The organism is Arthrobacter sp. W4I7 (genome assembly GCF_030816215.1).
Lineage (GTDB): Bacteria > Actinomycetota > Actinomycetes > Actinomycetales > Micrococcaceae > Arthrobacter > Arthrobacter siccitolerans_A.
In genome coordinates, this window is sequence record NZ_JAUSXU010000001.1 from 233161 (window position 1) to 245987 (window position 12827).

The following is a 12827-nucleotide window of genomic DNA, read 5'->3' on the forward strand; positions in this document are numbered from 1 at the left end:
AAGTAGCTTCGGTGGTTGAGCCTGTCGGGTTTTGGCAGGCTCAACCAGCGAAACCCTCAACCACCGCTGTCTACCAGCCGCGGGCGCGCCACTCCTTCAGGTGCGGCCGCTCGGCACCAAGAGTGGTGGGCTTGCCATGGCCCGGGTGCACGATGGTGGAGTCCGGGTAGGGCCCGAACAACCGCTGGGTGACGTCGGTGAGAAGCTGGTTGAACCGTTCCGGATCCTTCTGCGTGTTGCCCACGCCGCCGGGGAACAGCGAGTCGCCGGAGAAGATGTGCGCCGGGCCCTCGGGGTCCTGGTACACAAACGCGATCGAGCCCTGCGTGTGCCCGCGCAAGTGGATGGCTTTCAGGTCGAAACCGTCGAAGTTGCTCACGGCAGCGTGGTCCAGCAGCAGGTCAACGTTGACGGGCAGGTGCGGTGCGTCCTCGGTCCCCGCTGCGGTCCTGGCACCAGTAGCGTCAACCAGCCCCTTCAGTGCCCGGACGTGGTCCCAGTGCTGGTGGGTAGTGGCAATCAGGGCGAGCCTGGGTTCGGCCGACGTATCGGCGGCGCCGTCCTGCAGCAGCTGTTGGATGGCCGGAAGTTCGTCCGCGGCGTCGATCAGCACCTGCGCGCCGCTGGCTTTGGCCGTCAGCAGGTACACGTTGTTGTCCATCTCGCTGACGGAAATCCGGCGGATCGTCAGCGCCGGCAGGTCGTAAAGAAGTGAGTCCATAGGCTTCAGTCTAGGGACGACTGTTCCCGGCCCCGGTTACTCGCGCCCTTCGGACACCCAGTTGGGATCCGCCGAGCGGGAGCCGACGACGGCGTCCGAAGCTTCGGCCAGTGCGTCCAGTTGCGCCGGGGTCAGCTCCAAAGCCAGTGCGCCAAGGTTTTCGTCGATCCGGTGCGTTTTGCGCGTGCCAGGGATCGGGACGACCGGCAGGCCCAGCCGCTTGCCTTGGGCGAGCAGCCAGGCCAGGGCCACCTGGGCCGGCGTTGCATCCAGCTCGTCCGCCACAGCCCTGACGGTGGCCACCACTGCCTGGTTGGCACTGGCCACATCCGGGGCGAAGCGGGGGATCCGGCGTCGGAAGTCCTTCTCGCCCAGGTTCGCGGCGTCAACGGTGCCGGTCAGGAATCCCCTGCCCAGCGGCGAGTACGGCACAAAGCCCACCCCCAGGGCGGCCGCGGCAGGAACAACGTTGCGTTCCACGTCGCGGCTCCAGATGGACCATTCACTCTGGACCGCCGCAATGGGATGGACTGCAGAGGCTTCTTCAAGCTCCTGCGCCGTCACCTCCGACAGCCCCAGGTGCTTGACCTTGCCTTGCTGCACCAGCTCCGCCATGGCCTCCACGGTTTCCACAATCGGAACGCGGAGGTCGCGGCGGTGCATGTAGTAGAGGTCGATCACGTCAGTCCCCAGCCGTTGCAGGCTGCGGTCCACGGCCTGCCGGATATAGGTGGCATCGCCCCGGATGTCCGAATACCCCTCAGCCGGCGAGCCAACCAGCCCGAACTTGGTGGCCAACTGGACCTCGCCCCGCCGTTCCTTCAGCAGCCGGGCGATCAACTCCTCGTTGCTGCCCCCGCCATAGATGTCCGCGGTGTCAATGAAGCTGACACCGGAGTCGACGGCGTGATGCAGCGTCCCGAGCGCGTCCTCCGGATCCACGTCCCCATAGACCGGGGTGAGCGCCATTCCACCGAAGCCAAGCGGACTGACGTCGAAACCGTCGCCGAGCCGGACTGTTGCTGCCATGGGTTCTCCTGTTCGTTCCTTCACGGGTTTCAGAGTGTGGGCCATTGGGTCAGTCCCAGGGGATGACCCGGTCAGCTGCCGGCCGCGTCGCCTGGATCAGCACTGCGTTGGCCTCGTCCGGCCCGGTGGCCCAAGCGCTGGCTGCGTCCCGGTCCATCCCGAACGACACATGCCGTTCCACGAGGCGCTCGAGCCGCAGGGTCGGGGGAGTGTCCACAAACCACACCTCGTCCAGCTGGGCCCGGACCTCTTTCCACGGGTCCAGCTCCGCCAGCAGGTAGTTGCCCTCGGTGATCACCAGCGGAACCTCGGCGGGGACGGCGATGGACGCGGCCACCGGCTCGTCCAGGGTGCGCCGGAACGCCGGTGCGTAGACCACTGGCTCGTCCCGGCGCACCAGGCGGCGCAGCAGCGAAAGGTACCCGCCGGCGTCGAACGTGTCGATTGCGCCCTTGCGCTGCCGCAACGGCGTGCCGTCAATGATGGCGTTGCCCAGATGGAAGCCGTCCATGGGAACCACCACGGCCAGGCCGGGCCCAAACTGCTGTCGGATCCATTCGGCGAAGGTGGATTTCCCGGAACCAGGCGCGCCCGCAATGCCAAGGATGGTCCGCGTTCCGGGGACCAGCCTGGTCCGGAGGGCGTCCATCGCCTCAATAATCTCGGGAGAGTCCATGGCAAAAGCCTAGACCGCCCGCTGAATCTCCCCATCTTTCATTTCAAGAACGTGAGGTACGACGGCGATTCGTGGGGACACGCCGTCGTCCTGCCCTAAAGGTGGGGAGATTCAGCGGCGGGACAGGTGAGCTGGTTCGGGCTCCGGGGCGGCAGTGCCTGAGGGCAGTGCCTTCAGCCCGGCCGCGCAGCCCACAATTCCGGCAATAAAAACCACCTTGACCACGCTGAAGGGCTCCACGCCGGTGGCCATGGCCCAGCCGACGGTCAGCGCAGCCCCAACACCGACCCACACGGCGTAGGCCGTGCCCAGCGGGATATGCCGGATGGCCACGCCCAGGCCCAGCATGCTCAGGGTTGCCGTGACGGCGAAAACCTGGGTGGGCAGGGGCTTGCTGAAGCCGTCGGACAGGCCCAGGGCTGTGGCCCACACTGCTTCCAGGACGGCGGAGGCGAGGAGGACCAGCCAGGGAATGGAACGCCGCAGCATCACGCCACCACCTTCAAGCCAACCACGCATGCAGCGATGCCGGACAGCAGGAGGAGGCGTGCCGCCGTCGGACGCTCCACCTTGGTGATGATGGCGTATGCGGAAGTCAGCACCACACCCACGCCCACCCAGACGGCGTAAGCGGTGCCAGTAGGAATGGACTGCATGGCGATGGCCAGGCCGCCGGTGCTGGCCGCGACAGAAACCAGGAACAGCACGGCGGGGGCGATGCGGCGCCGGCCGGAAGCCTGGAACGTGCGGTGCAGGGCGGCGGCCCACACGGCTTCAAGGGCGCCGGATAGAAGGAGGATTAACCACGACATGACAGATCCTTTGGCCAGTCTTGTCGCGTGCCGGGTACTGAACCGTCGTCCGGAGGCTCCCACACGGAACCTTGGCTTCCAGCGTAGCAACGCCCGACGCCGGGCGGCCACCGATGGTGCCCGACCTCACCACAGCATTCAACCGGGCTGGCCGGCGGCTAGAGGGTGCCGCCGGCCGCTAAGGGGGCGGCAGTGTCCCGGCCGCCGTCGCCAACGGTTTCCCGGGCGATGAAGTTCTCGATGTCGAACAGGTTGTCGGCGCGCTCGGCGATGTTCAGGAGTGTGGTCATGGAGGCGACCTCCTCCACCTGCTCCTTCAGGAACCAGAGCATGAACTGCTCGCCCAGGGCGTCGTTTTCACCGCGTGCGGCCCGGAACAGGTCTTCGATGTTCCGGGTAACCTCTTTTTCCTGCTGCAGGGCAAGGGCCAGCGGTTCGGTGACGGAAGCGAAGTCGTTGCGGACGGCAGGAACACCCGGAATGGTGAACGCGATGTCCCGGTCCAGCATGTACTGCACCATCATCATGGCGTGGTTCCGCTCCTCCACGGACTGCCGGTAGAAGTAGCGGGCCAGCTGGGGGAGATCCTGGTTGGCGAACCAGGTGGCCACCGCAATGTACTGCTGCGATGCCGTGAATTCGTTGCCGATCTGGGTGGACAGGAGCGCATTGAAGGATGATGTGGTCATAGCCCGAGTCTAGGGACGGCCGTAGGCAGTGACCAGTGTGGACAGGCTCGGCTACTGCAAGGCGAGGCTGGCCTACCCCGTGCCGGGGCTAAACCTCGACGGGGTCGATCGAGACCACCGCCAGGAAGCCGCGGCCAAGGATCTCAGGGGTGTCGACGTCGGAACCCACCACGGCGTCGTACCGCGCCAGTGGTTCGGGTTCATTCACGGCGTCGCCAACCGTTGCCTGCCCCTGCAGAAGGATCCCGAAGGAGCCTTCGAAGATGGGCTGGGCGCGCTTCTTGGAGAGTTCGATGATGGACGTAAAGCCCTTGAAACTTCCGGTGCGCGTGATGACGTTCAAGTCCCGGATATCACCCGTGGGCAGGGATGCCGTCGTGGCCGCACCGCCCGGAAAGCGGAAGGGGCGGTACTTTTCCAGCGGTTGTTCCGCGCCGTCCACGGTCAACAGCAGGAGCTCGCCCTCCACCACGGTCAGCACCCGTTCCATCCCGGGGAAAGGGGAGAAGTCACCGGCCTTGCTGACGTCCGCGATGCTGACCCGCCAGTCCCAGCTCCCGTCCTTCGCCGATCCGTCCCCTGACTGGCTGGCCAGTTGGCGCGTAACGCCTCCACCATTGCGCCACGGCTCGGGCTTGATGTCTGCAAAGCGGATAATCTCCATGCGCCCAGCCTAGTTCCCGGCCGGACTTCACAGCGTCGCGGCTTGGGCCCTTCCCTGCTACTCTCCTCCGGGGGGACAACACGAAAACAGCCTGAAGGAGCCGGGAATGTTCGTCAAAGTGTGTGGTCTCAGCACGGCTGAATCAGTCCGCGAGGCAGTAGAGGCCGGCGCTGACGCCGTCGGTTTCGTCCTCACCGCCAGTCCCCGCGCGGTGTCGCCGTCGCAGGCGTCCTCCTTGCTGGGAGCTGTCCCCGCGGGGGTTTCGCCGATCGGGGTATTCCGGCACGAACTGGTGGCCGACGCCGTCGCTATCGCCAGGGCGGCAGGGCTGGAATGGATCCAATTGCACGGCCCGCGGTCCCGCCAGGACGTGGCCATGGTGCACGACGCCGGCATGAAGCTGATCAGGGCTGTCACCATGGGTGCCGCTCCGGAGGAGTTTGAGGACTGGGGCGAGGACCTTCTGCTGATCGATGCCGCGGTGCCCGGCTCGGGTGAAGCCTGGGACTACGCCTCCGTTGCCGCGCTGCCTGCACTCCAAGGGCGGCACTGGCTCCTGGCCGGGGGACTGGACCCGGTGAACGTTGGCGGGGCCTCAAGGGCAGCCCATGCCTGGGGTGTTGACGTTTCCTCGGGTGTTGAAGCATCGCGCGGCGTGAAGGACCTGGCTAAAATCCGCGCCTTTGTGCATTCGGCAAAAGGTGCTGACGCGCCGGTCTAGCCGCGGTTCAAATTCGTCACAGTTCAAATCCATCAGAGTTCAGGGGCCGGTCAGGGCAGGCCCCCATCCTTTTGTCAGAGCCTCCGGTGCACAATGGGTGGATGAAGACACTGCTCAACATCATCTGGCTGGTTTTCGGCGGCTTCTGGCTTGCGCTGGGCTATTTCGCGGCGGGTGTGATCTGCTGCCTGCTGGTCGTCACCATCCCGTGGGGCATCGCCTCGTTCAGGATTGCGGCCTACACATTGTGGCCGTTCGGGCGCATGGTGGTGGACAAGCCCGGCGGCACCGGCGTGTTCTCGCTGCTGGGCAACGTGATCTGGCTGCTGGTGGCCGGCATCTGGATCGCGATCGGCCACGTGGTCACCGCGTTCGCCATGGCCGTCACCATCATCGGCATCCCGCTGGCCATCGCCAACCTGAAGCTCATCCCGGTGTCCTTGATGCCGCTGGGCAAGCAGATCGTGCCTACGAGCGCGCCGTTTGTGGCGACGTACCGGTAGGGATGGTGCCGCGGGCCGTGACGCCGCGGATACGCAGGGCTGCTGCCGGGGGATAGGCAGCTGCTGCCGGGTTCAACCGACGGGTTTAGCCCGCCAATTCTTCCGGCCGCAGCGCCCGCAGGATGCAGAATTCGTTCCCGTCCGGATCCGCCATCACCACCCAGGTGACGTCCGGCCCCTGGCCGACTGAAACGCGCCGGGCGCCAAGCGTTTCCAGCCGCGCCACTTCCGCGTCCTGGTCTTCAGGCCGCAGGTCCAGGTGAAGCCTGTTCTTGACCTCCTTGCGCTCGGGCACTTTGAGGAACAGCAGGTCAGGGGACACGCCGTCTTCGGGGCTGCCCGCCGGCGGCTCGAGCGCAATCTCGTCGTCTGCCTCGTAGGTGCGGCGCCACCCCAGCGCCTTTTCCCAGAAGTCCGCGGGCACTTTCGGATCGATGGAATCAATGCTGATGGCTTGGATGCGCAGGGTCATCCGAGCAGTGTTGCATCCAGGCAGCGGAGCCGTAAAGGGCTGACAGCGGGGGCAGCAGTTCAGCCCTCCACGCCAATCCGCCGGCTGGGAGCCGCAAACAGAAGGACGCTCAGCGCGGACTGAACATCCCGTCCGCCAGAATAGCCACGGCGTCGCTGTCGTCCAGCTCTGCAGCGATATCGACGTCGCCGGCATAGCCCGCGCCGGACAACTCAAGGCCACTTGAACATCCGTGCAGCATCTCCCGGAGCCGGGGCTCTGCGGCCTCGAACACCGCCGCCGCTGTGATGGCCTCCGGTGAGTAGCCGTGCCTGCCCACCTCGGCCTCGTAACCGCCCTTGCCTGCAGCGGCGAGGCCGGCGATGAACGCTCCAGCCCCGATTTGGTCCTCCACAGCCGGGCGGAGGGTGCCGTCCGGCCACCGCTCGCCGGCGGCAATAACGGCGATCACGGCATCGGGCGGGAGGTTCGCTGCCACCCAATCCGCTGTTGCCCCCGCGTTGCGGAGGCACACGGCGGCCACCAGCGGGACTTCGCCTGCCAGTTCGTGGCAGAGCGCGGAGCCGTTGGGCGAGGGCAGCACCACGCGCCCCAGGGATTCCGCGGCCCGGAAGCTGGCGGGGGAGAGGCTGAGCCCGCCGCCGTTGCGGGGACCAGCCAGCTGGGCGTGGTGATGCGCGGCGAAATCCTCCGCCCGGGTGTCCTTCCACGGAAAGGGAAAAACCTCGGCGCCCCGGTCGAGGGCGACGCTGACGCACGTGCTGAAGGACAGGACGTCCACCACAACGGCGAGGTCGGCCCCGGACGCCACGGTCCGGGCGCCGTCGAGCCCCCATTCCAGCCGGACGGTGTAGTCCAGTTGACGGTGGGCGGCGCTCGGGGTGACCGAGTGGCGGGGGTTGGAGTAGGGCGCGTTCACGCCAGTTCCCCCAGCAGGTTCCGGTGTGCCGCATCCTGCCACAGCTCTTTGGCTCGTCCTGTATGGAACAGGGGGTCAAGTTCCAGGAGTTGGCGTACGACGGCGGCGCGCCCGGCAGCGAAGTCAGCGTCGCCGATGTGCGCATAATCCTGGCGGACGTCCGCCACGTACCGGGCGTATTCGCCAGGTTCCCCGCCGAGGACGGAAAGGTCCGCGTCGCAGAGGAGGGCGCCGTCGTCGTCGCCTTGCTCCGGGCGGTGGTCGGACGTCAGCCGCACCAGCCGTGCCACCTCGGCAACCTCCGCGTCGGGAACACCCGCAGCCTCCAGTCGCTCCTCCGCGAGGCGGGCCGACTCCTCCTCATCCTGGCCCGCAACTCCGCGGTAGACGGCGTCGTGGAACCAGGCCGCCAGCAGCACGGTGCGGGGCGGGTCGGCGGGATCGGTCAGCAGATCGAGGGCTTCCAGGACCGAGAGCAGGTGGGTGCAGCCGTGGTACCTGCGGTGGGGCTCGCTCCAGCGGTCCAGGAGGTCCAGGAAGAGCGAATCGTGGCCGGGCATGATGGCCTCCCACCGGTTGAACAGCGGCACCTTGAGCGACTTGTTCCGCTGGCGGGCCGGGATGCGCAGGCCGCTGGCGATCAGTTTCCGAACCAGGATCCGGGCCTCGACGGGGGCCGCTCCGGCCGCCACCAGATCGTTGTAGCGCCGCTCCGCCACGTCGTAGTGGTCGCCGTCGAATGCCCGCTCCGGGATACCGGCGCCCGCAGCGAAATCGTGCAGTTCTTCCAATGACGAGTCCGAGACCAGGTGCGAAAAGTGTGTTCCGTGGGCAGGCCAGAGCGGCGGGTCGATGTATATCAAGTGATCCTTCCCGAGCTTCGGAGCCTGCGGACGCTTGCTGAAAAGATCCTAGCGCGGCTCGGGCGTGTCCGATCAGTCCGGCATTCCGGGCCTTCCAACGGCAACACATGGCCGGGAGGACCTCAACGTCCCGGAAATGTTCCCCAATTGAGCCTGCCCTCTGTAACTGTCGGTATGAAGGACAGTGCAGGTTGGCCGGTCCGCAGGCTCAACAGAGTGTCGGCCAAAAGACTTTCAAGAGATGGCCAGATGGCCGGGCGCCAATCGGCCTCCTCCTTGAAATATTCGCTGACGCAGCCGTGCTGGCGTCCTTTCCTGAGGTCGACGAACAGAAAGTCGCCGGAACCGTCGTCCGCCACCGGGAGGAAGGATGAGATAAACATAGAGGCCCGGGTGCCCGCCTCTGCAGCTTCAGCATGTGCCGGGTCGTAAGGTTTATGGTGTGTGGGCGCAGGAGCACCGCCTTGAGCTTCGTGGGCGGCACGCAGATTCAAGTAAAGAGGCGACCTCTTCTCACGTTCATCCACGGCATTTGCTTCATCTACGACCCGCACCCAGATGTCGAGCATCATTTGTCGCGTTTTCCCGGCTTCTTTCAATGGGAGCGGCCGGTAGTTGGGGAAGATATACCCTGCGGTTGATGGTTCTGCGCCATCGAAGAGGCGGTAGAGGGTCGACACGTCTTTGGGCCACCCGTTCGGGGCTGCCTCTTCAAACGAACGAATATGTGCTTCGGGTGCGGGGGCCCGTATGGTCCGGGCTGTTACTGGTGCGTTAGCGCTCAGCCACTCAACAATCCCGGCCCAGACTGTCTGTATCCCCATGCGGTGAATCTACCCGCCTTTCCTGCGCACGGACACGGAGATCTTAAGAACTTCATTCCGGCGAAGGAACGCAGGGCCGCACCTTGGCCAGTGGATTGCGGCGGATCGACGTAGACAGCCGTGGAGGAAGTCTGGTGGTGTCCTTCCAGCGGGGATCCATGATGTGACGCTCCCCGGAGATGCGGCATACTTTTGCTTTTCCTGCCGTATCTGCGCCTTACACTGGACCTATGACTATCATCCGCGTCTCGGAGGCCGCCCGGTTCCTCGGGGTCAGCGACGATACCGTGCGCCGCTGGATGGACAACGGCGCGCTGACGCCGGTGAAGGACGACGGGGGCCGCCTCGCCGTGGATGGCCTGGAGCTGGCACGGCATGCACAGAAGCTCGCACAGTTGCCGGACGATCCGCACCGTAACGGCAGTTCGGCGCGGAACCGGTTCGTAGGCCTGGTTACCGGTATCACCATGGACAAGGTCATGGCACAGGTGGAGCTCCAGTGCGGGCCCTTCCGGGTGGTATCCCTGATGAGCAGCGAGGCCGTGCGGGATCTGGGGCTGGAACTCGGCTCCGTGGCCACCGCCGTGGTGAAGGCCACCACCGTGATCATCGAAACGCCGCAGGGCAAGGCGCTGTGAACAAGGTGGCGTTGTCGAAGAGCCAAAAACTCCGCGGGCTGTTGGCCGCCCTTGCATTGCTGGCGGGGCTGCCGGGATGCTCCACTGCCAGTGGTTCGGCCGCCGGAAGCAGCGGCGCCGGGGATACCCTGACCGTGTTCGCCGCAGCCTCCCTCAAAGCCAGCTTCACCGAGCTGGCAAAGACGTACGAAGCCGGCCACCCTGGCACCACCGTCACCCTCAGCTTCGCCGGCTCGGCTGATCTGGCAACCCAGATCAGCCAGGGTGCCCCGGCGGACGTCTTCGCGTCAGCGGACAGGGGGAACATGGACAAGCTGCAGCAGGCTGGACTGGTGGACGGTGAGCCGCGCATTTTCGCCACGAACACCCTCGCCCTTGCGGTCCCGCCTGGCAACCCGGCAGGCATCCGTTCCTTCTCTGACCTCGCCAAGCCGGGAACGCGGCTGGTCCAGTGTGCCCGGCAGGTCCCCTGCGGGGCCGCCGCGGCGGCCGTCGAACAGCAAGCGGGAACGGACCTGAACCCGGTCAGCGAGGAAAACTCCGTGACGGACGTGCTCGGAAAGGTCATCTCCGGAGAAGCGGACGCCGGGCTGGTCTACGTCACCGACGTCAAGTCTGCCGCAGGAAAGGTGGAAGCCGTTCCCTTCCCTGAAGCCGCAGCAGCTGTGAACAGCTACCCGATCGCCGCGCTGGCCAACAGCAGGAACAGCACCAATGTGCAAGCCTTCCTTGACCTCGTGACCGGCCCCCAGGGCCAACACGTGCTGGCAGCAGCCGGCTTTGGCAGCAGCAGGCCTTGAGGCGGCACACCATGAGCCATGCCTACCGCAGCATTCCGCGCTGGACCTACATGGTGGCCGTCCTGGCCGCCCTGCTGGTGGTCCTGCCCCTGTTCGCGATGGTTGCCAGGGTGAAGTGGGCGGACTTCCTTCCCCTGGTCACCTCGGACCCGGCCTTGTCTGCCCTGGGCCTGAGCCTGCGCACATCCACGGCCAGCACAGTTTTGTGCATCGTCCTCGGGGTGCCGTTGGCCCTGGTCCTGGCCCGGGGCAGGTTCCGGCTGCAGGGCCTCCTGCGCTCCCTCGTGCTGCTCCCGCTGGTGCTGCCGCCGGTGGTGGGCGGCATCGCACTCCTGTACACCTTTGGCCGTCAGGGCCTCCTGGGCCGGACCCTCGAGGTTCTGGGCCTGCAGATCGCCTTTTCCACCACCGCCGTGGTCCTGGCCCAGACGTTTGTGGCGTTGCCCTTCCTCGTGGTCAGCCTGGAGGGGGCGCTCAGGACAGGGGGCGAACGGTATGAAGCGGTGGCGGCAACCCTGGGGGCCTCGCCCGGCCGCGTTTTCCGCCGCGTCACGCTCCCGCTGGTGCTCCCCGGGCTGGCCTCCGGAGCGGTACTTGCCTTCGCCCGAAGCCTCGGCGAGTTCGGTGCCACGCTGACTTTCGCGGGCAGCCTCCAAGGGGTGACCCGGACCCTGCCGCTGGAGATCTACCTCCAGCGGGAAACCGACCCTGACGCCGCCGTCGCCCTTTCCCTGGTGTTGATGGCCGTGGCAGTGGGCGTGGTGGCACTCGCCTACCGGCGGCCCGCCGGCGGAGGCATGGCTTTCGGGATCCAGCGGACGACGACGGCTGCCGGAGCTGGCGGGGACGTCCCGTGACGTTCGCACTTGAGGCAGCTGTGGCCGGGCGGGGATTCGATGTGGCCCTGACGCTGGGATCCACCGAGACGGTGGCCGTGATGGGTCCTAACGGCGCCGGTAAGTCCACACTGCTGTCCGTGATCTCAGGCCTGCTTCGGCCGGACAGCGGCCGGGGCGAGCTCAACGGGCGGACCCTCTTCGAGCTTTCGGCCGGCCGGGGCGCGTGGACGCCGCCGCACCACCGGGGCACCGCGCTGCTCGCCCAGGAGCCCCTGCTGTTCCCGCATCTTAGCGCAGTGGACAACGTGGCTTTCGGGCCGCGCAGTGCGGGTGTGCCGAGGAAGCAAGCCAAGGCAGAGGCCTTGGGCTGGCTCGCCGAGGTGGACGCCCTTGACCTTCAGGCCAGGCGCCCCGGTAAGCTCTCCGGCGGCCAGGCCCAGCGTGTTGCCATTGCCCGGGCCCTCGCCGCGGACCCCGCGTTGCTTCTCCTGGACGAACCCATGGCGGCGCTGGATATCCACTCGGCGCCGCTTCTCCGCCGGCTGCTCAAGCGGGTCCTCACGGGCCGGCAGGCCATCATCATCACGCACGACGTCCTGGACGCCCTGATGCTGGCGGACCGCGTTGTCATCCTCGAGAACGGCAGGATTTCAGAGGAGGGCCCTACGCGGGAAGTGCTCCAGCGGCCGCGCAGCACGTTCGCGGCAGGGCTGGCGGGGTTGAACCTGATGGCCGGGACGTTCGAAGGCGACGGGATCAGGACCGCCGAGGGCTGGGCGGTTGCCGGCCTTAGGGAGGACCGGCACCTGGAGGACCAGCAACCTGAGGGCCGGCCTATGGAGGACCGGCGCTTGGAGGACGGCCCGCGGACAGACGAAGGTGAGGGGGCGGCGGTGGCAGTGTTCCCGCCGTCGGCCGTGTCCGTGTTCCTCGATGACGCCCACGGCAGTCCGCGCAATTCGTTCGAGGTGACCATCACCGATCTTGAACCGCACGGTGACTTCATCCGGGTCAGGGCAGGAAGCCTCGCGGCAGACATCACGCCCGCCGCCTCCGCAGACCTGGGGTTGGTCCCCGGCCTCACAGTGCACTTCGTGGTGAAAGCAACCTCCGTGTCGGTCTACCCGGCCTAAGGCGCCGACGGACATTACAAAAGTAGTCACATCTGCTGACAAGCATCACGAATAGCGGTAAAGTCCCCAATGGGCGGATAAGGACCCGGCGGGCGGCTTCTGGGGGGAGCCGCCCGCCGGTTTCTTTTGGGCCTTGACTGCGGTGCTGTGGCTGGTTGCCGGCTTACATGCCCGGGATATCGAGTGATTCGTACACCTGGATGCTGGCGCCCGGCATCATGAGGTGGGGGTGCCCGTCGAGGAGCGCCTCGGCCCCGGCCAGATCGTCGGCCTGGAGGATCGTGTAGCCGCCCAATCCCGTGTTGGTACCCGACGTGCCGTTGGCTGTAATTTCCTTCCCTTCCCCGAGTGGCGTGCCCATATCCACGATTCCTTCGCCGGCCCGTTCGGCCCATGCCGTCCAGGCCTTCATTCCCTCCTGGGCGGCTTCGGGGGTGCTCTCGGCCATCTGCGCCTGGGCCGATTGCGGTGCGTTATAGAGAACAACAAACTTCTTCATTGCCAGTCCCGTCTCCCAATGCCGG

Annotated in this window: 18 protein-coding genes and 1 riboswitch; of the genes, 6 read left to right on the forward strand and 12 right to left on the reverse strand. The window is 66.5% G+C overall.

What is annotated here, in order from left to right:
- Nucleotides 1–70: 70 nt before the first annotated feature.
- The 7 genes from QF047_RS01035 to QF047_RS01065 all read right to left on the reverse strand — a co-directional run bounded on the left by QF047_RS01035 (nt 71) and on the right by QF047_RS01065 (nt 4591).
- Nucleotides 71–721: an MBL fold metallo-hydrolase gene (locus QF047_RS01035; RefSeq protein WP_307272962.1), complete on the reverse strand. Its 651-nt coding sequence runs from the start codon at nt 719–721 to the stop codon at nt 71–73.
- 36 nt (nt 722–757) lie between these two features.
- On the reverse strand, nt 758–1750 hold the full coding sequence (locus tag QF047_RS01040) for an aldo/keto reductase (protein WP_307272965.1): 993 nt from the start codon (nt 1748–1750) through the stop codon (nt 758–760).
- Between the two features lie 49 nt (nt 1751–1799).
- Entirely contained in the window at nt 1800–2426 is a 627-nt protein-coding gene (locus QF047_RS01045; RefSeq protein WP_307272967.1) for a nucleoside/nucleotide kinase family protein, read from the reverse strand.
- A gap of 111 nt (nt 2427–2537) precedes the next feature.
- Entirely contained in the window at nt 2538–2915 is a 378-nt protein-coding gene (locus QF047_RS01050) for a multidrug efflux SMR transporter (protein WP_307281695.1), read from the reverse strand.
- Complete coding sequence (locus QF047_RS01055) at nt 2915–3238, reverse strand: multidrug efflux SMR transporter (RefSeq protein WP_306636187.1); 324 nt, start codon at nt 3236–3238, stop codon at nt 2915–2917. Before QF047_RS01055 ends, QF047_RS01050 begins: the two co-directional genes overlap by 1 nt.
- 9 nt (nt 3239–3247) lie before the next feature.
- A riboswitch (guanidine-III (ykkC-III) riboswitch) is annotated at nt 3248–3313 on the reverse strand.
- Nucleotides 3314–3396: 83 nt separating this feature from the next.
- Complete coding sequence (locus QF047_RS01060) at nt 3397–3927, reverse strand: ferritin (RefSeq protein ID WP_306636186.1); 531 nt, start codon at nt 3925–3927, stop codon at nt 3397–3399.
- Between the two features lie 88 nt (nt 3928–4015).
- Nucleotides 4016–4591, reverse strand: coding sequence for a HutD family protein (locus QF047_RS01065; RefSeq protein ID WP_307272973.1), 576 nt, complete (start codon nt 4589–4591; stop codon nt 4016–4018).
- A 106-nt stretch (nt 4592–4697) separates the two neighbouring features.
- On the opposite strand from QF047_RS01065, the gene QF047_RS01070 reads away from it, so the two are divergent.
- Nucleotides 4698–5312: a phosphoribosylanthranilate isomerase gene (locus tag QF047_RS01070; protein WP_307272975.1), complete on the forward strand. Its 615-nt coding sequence runs from the start codon at nt 4698–4700 to the stop codon at nt 5310–5312.
- Nucleotides 5313–5413: 101 nt separating this feature from the next.
- Nucleotides 5414–5815, forward strand: a complete 402-nt coding sequence (locus QF047_RS01075; RefSeq protein ID WP_307272979.1) for a YccF domain-containing protein — start codon at nt 5414–5416, stop codon at nt 5813–5815.
- Between the two features lie 85 nt (nt 5816–5900).
- On the opposite strand, the gene QF047_RS01080 is transcribed toward QF047_RS01075, so the two are convergent.
- The 4 genes from QF047_RS01080 to QF047_RS01095 all read right to left on the reverse strand — a co-directional run bounded on the left by QF047_RS01080 (nt 5901) and on the right by QF047_RS01095 (nt 8893).
- Nucleotides 5901–6287 carry a VOC family protein gene (locus tag QF047_RS01080; RefSeq protein ID WP_307272982.1) on the reverse strand — a complete coding sequence of 129 codons (387 nt, stop codon included), beginning with the start codon at nt 6285–6287 and terminating at the stop codon, nt 5901–5903.
- A gap of 109 nt (nt 6288–6396) precedes the next feature.
- Nucleotides 6397–7206, reverse strand: coding sequence for a 2-phosphosulfolactate phosphatase (locus QF047_RS01085; protein WP_307272985.1), 810 nt, complete (start codon nt 7204–7206; stop codon nt 6397–6399).
- The gene (locus QF047_RS01090) at nt 7203–8069 is read right to left on the reverse strand and encodes a DUF4031 domain-containing protein (RefSeq protein ID WP_307272988.1); all 867 of its coding nucleotides are present in this window, start codon (nt 8067–8069) and stop codon (nt 7203–7205) included. The genes QF047_RS01085 and QF047_RS01090 overlap by 4 nt, the downstream gene beginning before the upstream one ends.
- 122 nt (nt 8070–8191) lie before the next feature.
- On the reverse strand, nt 8192–8893 hold the full coding sequence (locus QF047_RS01095) for an SMI1/KNR4 family protein (RefSeq protein ID WP_307272990.1): 702 nt from the start codon (nt 8891–8893) through the stop codon (nt 8192–8194).
- A gap of 230 nt (nt 8894–9123) precedes the next feature.
- On the opposite strand from QF047_RS01095, the gene QF047_RS01100 reads away from it, so the two are divergent.
- Genes QF047_RS01100 through QF047_RS01115 form a run of 4 tightly spaced genes read left to right on the forward strand, consistent with a single transcriptional unit; the run spans nt 9124 to nt 12303 of the window.
- A complete protein-coding gene (locus tag QF047_RS01100) occupies nt 9124–9531 on the forward strand; it encodes a molybdopterin-binding protein (RefSeq protein ID WP_306636171.1) in 408 nt (135 codons plus the stop codon).
- 11 nt (nt 9532–9542) lie between these two features.
- A complete protein-coding gene (modA, locus tag QF047_RS01105; RefSeq protein ID WP_373427733.1) occupies nt 9543–10331 on the forward strand; it encodes a molybdate ABC transporter substrate-binding protein in 789 nt (262 codons plus the stop codon).
- A gap of 11 nt (nt 10332–10342) precedes the next feature.
- A complete protein-coding gene (locus QF047_RS01110) occupies nt 10343–11188 on the forward strand; it encodes an ABC transporter permease (protein WP_307272993.1) in 846 nt (281 codons plus the stop codon).
- Entirely contained in the window at nt 11185–12303 is a 1119-nt protein-coding gene (locus QF047_RS01115) for a sulfate/molybdate ABC transporter ATP-binding protein (RefSeq protein ID WP_307272996.1), read from the forward strand. Before QF047_RS01110 ends, QF047_RS01115 begins: the two co-directional genes overlap by 4 nt.
- A gap of 163 nt (nt 12304–12466) precedes the next feature.
- Here QF047_RS01115 and QF047_RS01120 read toward each other — a convergent pair whose 3' ends face one another.
- Complete coding sequence (locus tag QF047_RS01120) at nt 12467–12802, reverse strand: YciI family protein (protein WP_306636163.1); 336 nt, start codon at nt 12800–12802, stop codon at nt 12467–12469.
- Nucleotides 12803–12827 lie beyond the last annotated feature (25 nt).

What these genes read in the sequence shown, in the direction of transcription:
- QF047_RS01035 (WP_307272962.1), bottom strand. Translation starts at nt 721, where the DNA reads ATGGACTCACTTCTTTACGACCTGCCGGCGCTGACGATCCGCCGGATT.
- QF047_RS01040 (WP_307272965.1), bottom strand. Translation starts at nt 1,750, where the DNA reads ATGGCAGCAACAGTCCGGCTCGGCGACGGTTTCGACGTCAGTCCGCTT.
- QF047_RS01045 (WP_307272967.1), bottom strand. Translation starts at nt 2,426, where the DNA reads ATGGACTCTCCCGAGATTATTGAGGCGATGGACGCCCTCCGGACCAGG.
- QF047_RS01050 (WP_307281695.1), bottom strand. Translation starts at nt 2,915, where the DNA reads ATGCTGCGGCGTTCCATTCCCTGGCTGGTCCTCCTCGCCTCCGCCGTC.
- QF047_RS01055 (WP_306636187.1), bottom strand. Translation starts at nt 3,238, where the DNA reads ATGTCGTGGTTAATCCTCCTTCTATCCGGCGCCCTTGAAGCCGTGTGG.
- QF047_RS01060 (WP_306636186.1), bottom strand. Translation starts at nt 3,927, where the DNA reads ATGACCACATCATCCTTCAATGCGCTCCTGTCCACCCAGATCGGCAAC.
- QF047_RS01065 (WP_307272973.1), bottom strand. Translation starts at nt 4,591, where the DNA reads ATGGAGATTATCCGCTTTGCAGACATCAAGCCCGAGCCGTGGCGCAAT.
- QF047_RS01070 (WP_307272975.1), top strand. Translation starts at nt 4,698, where the DNA reads ATGTTCGTCAAAGTGTGTGGTCTCAGCACGGCTGAATCAGTCCGCGAG.
- QF047_RS01075 (WP_307272979.1), top strand. Translation starts at nt 5,414, where the DNA reads ATGAAGACACTGCTCAACATCATCTGGCTGGTTTTCGGCGGCTTCTGG.
- QF047_RS01080 (WP_307272982.1), bottom strand. Translation starts at nt 6,287, where the DNA reads ATGACCCTGCGCATCCAAGCCATCAGCATTGATTCCATCGATCCGAAA.
- QF047_RS01095 (WP_307272990.1), bottom strand. Translation starts at nt 8,893, where the DNA reads ATGGGGATACAGACAGTCTGGGCCGGGATTGTTGAGTGGCTGAGCGCT.
- QF047_RS01100 (WP_306636171.1), top strand. Translation starts at nt 9,124, where the DNA reads ATGACTATCATCCGCGTCTCGGAGGCCGCCCGGTTCCTCGGGGTCAGC.
- QF047_RS01110 (WP_307272993.1), top strand. Translation starts at nt 10,343, where the DNA reads ATGAGCCATGCCTACCGCAGCATTCCGCGCTGGACCTACATGGTGGCC.
- QF047_RS01120 (WP_306636163.1), bottom strand. Translation starts at nt 12,802, where the DNA reads ATGAAGAAGTTTGTTGTTCTCTATAACGCACCGCAATCGGCCCAGGCG.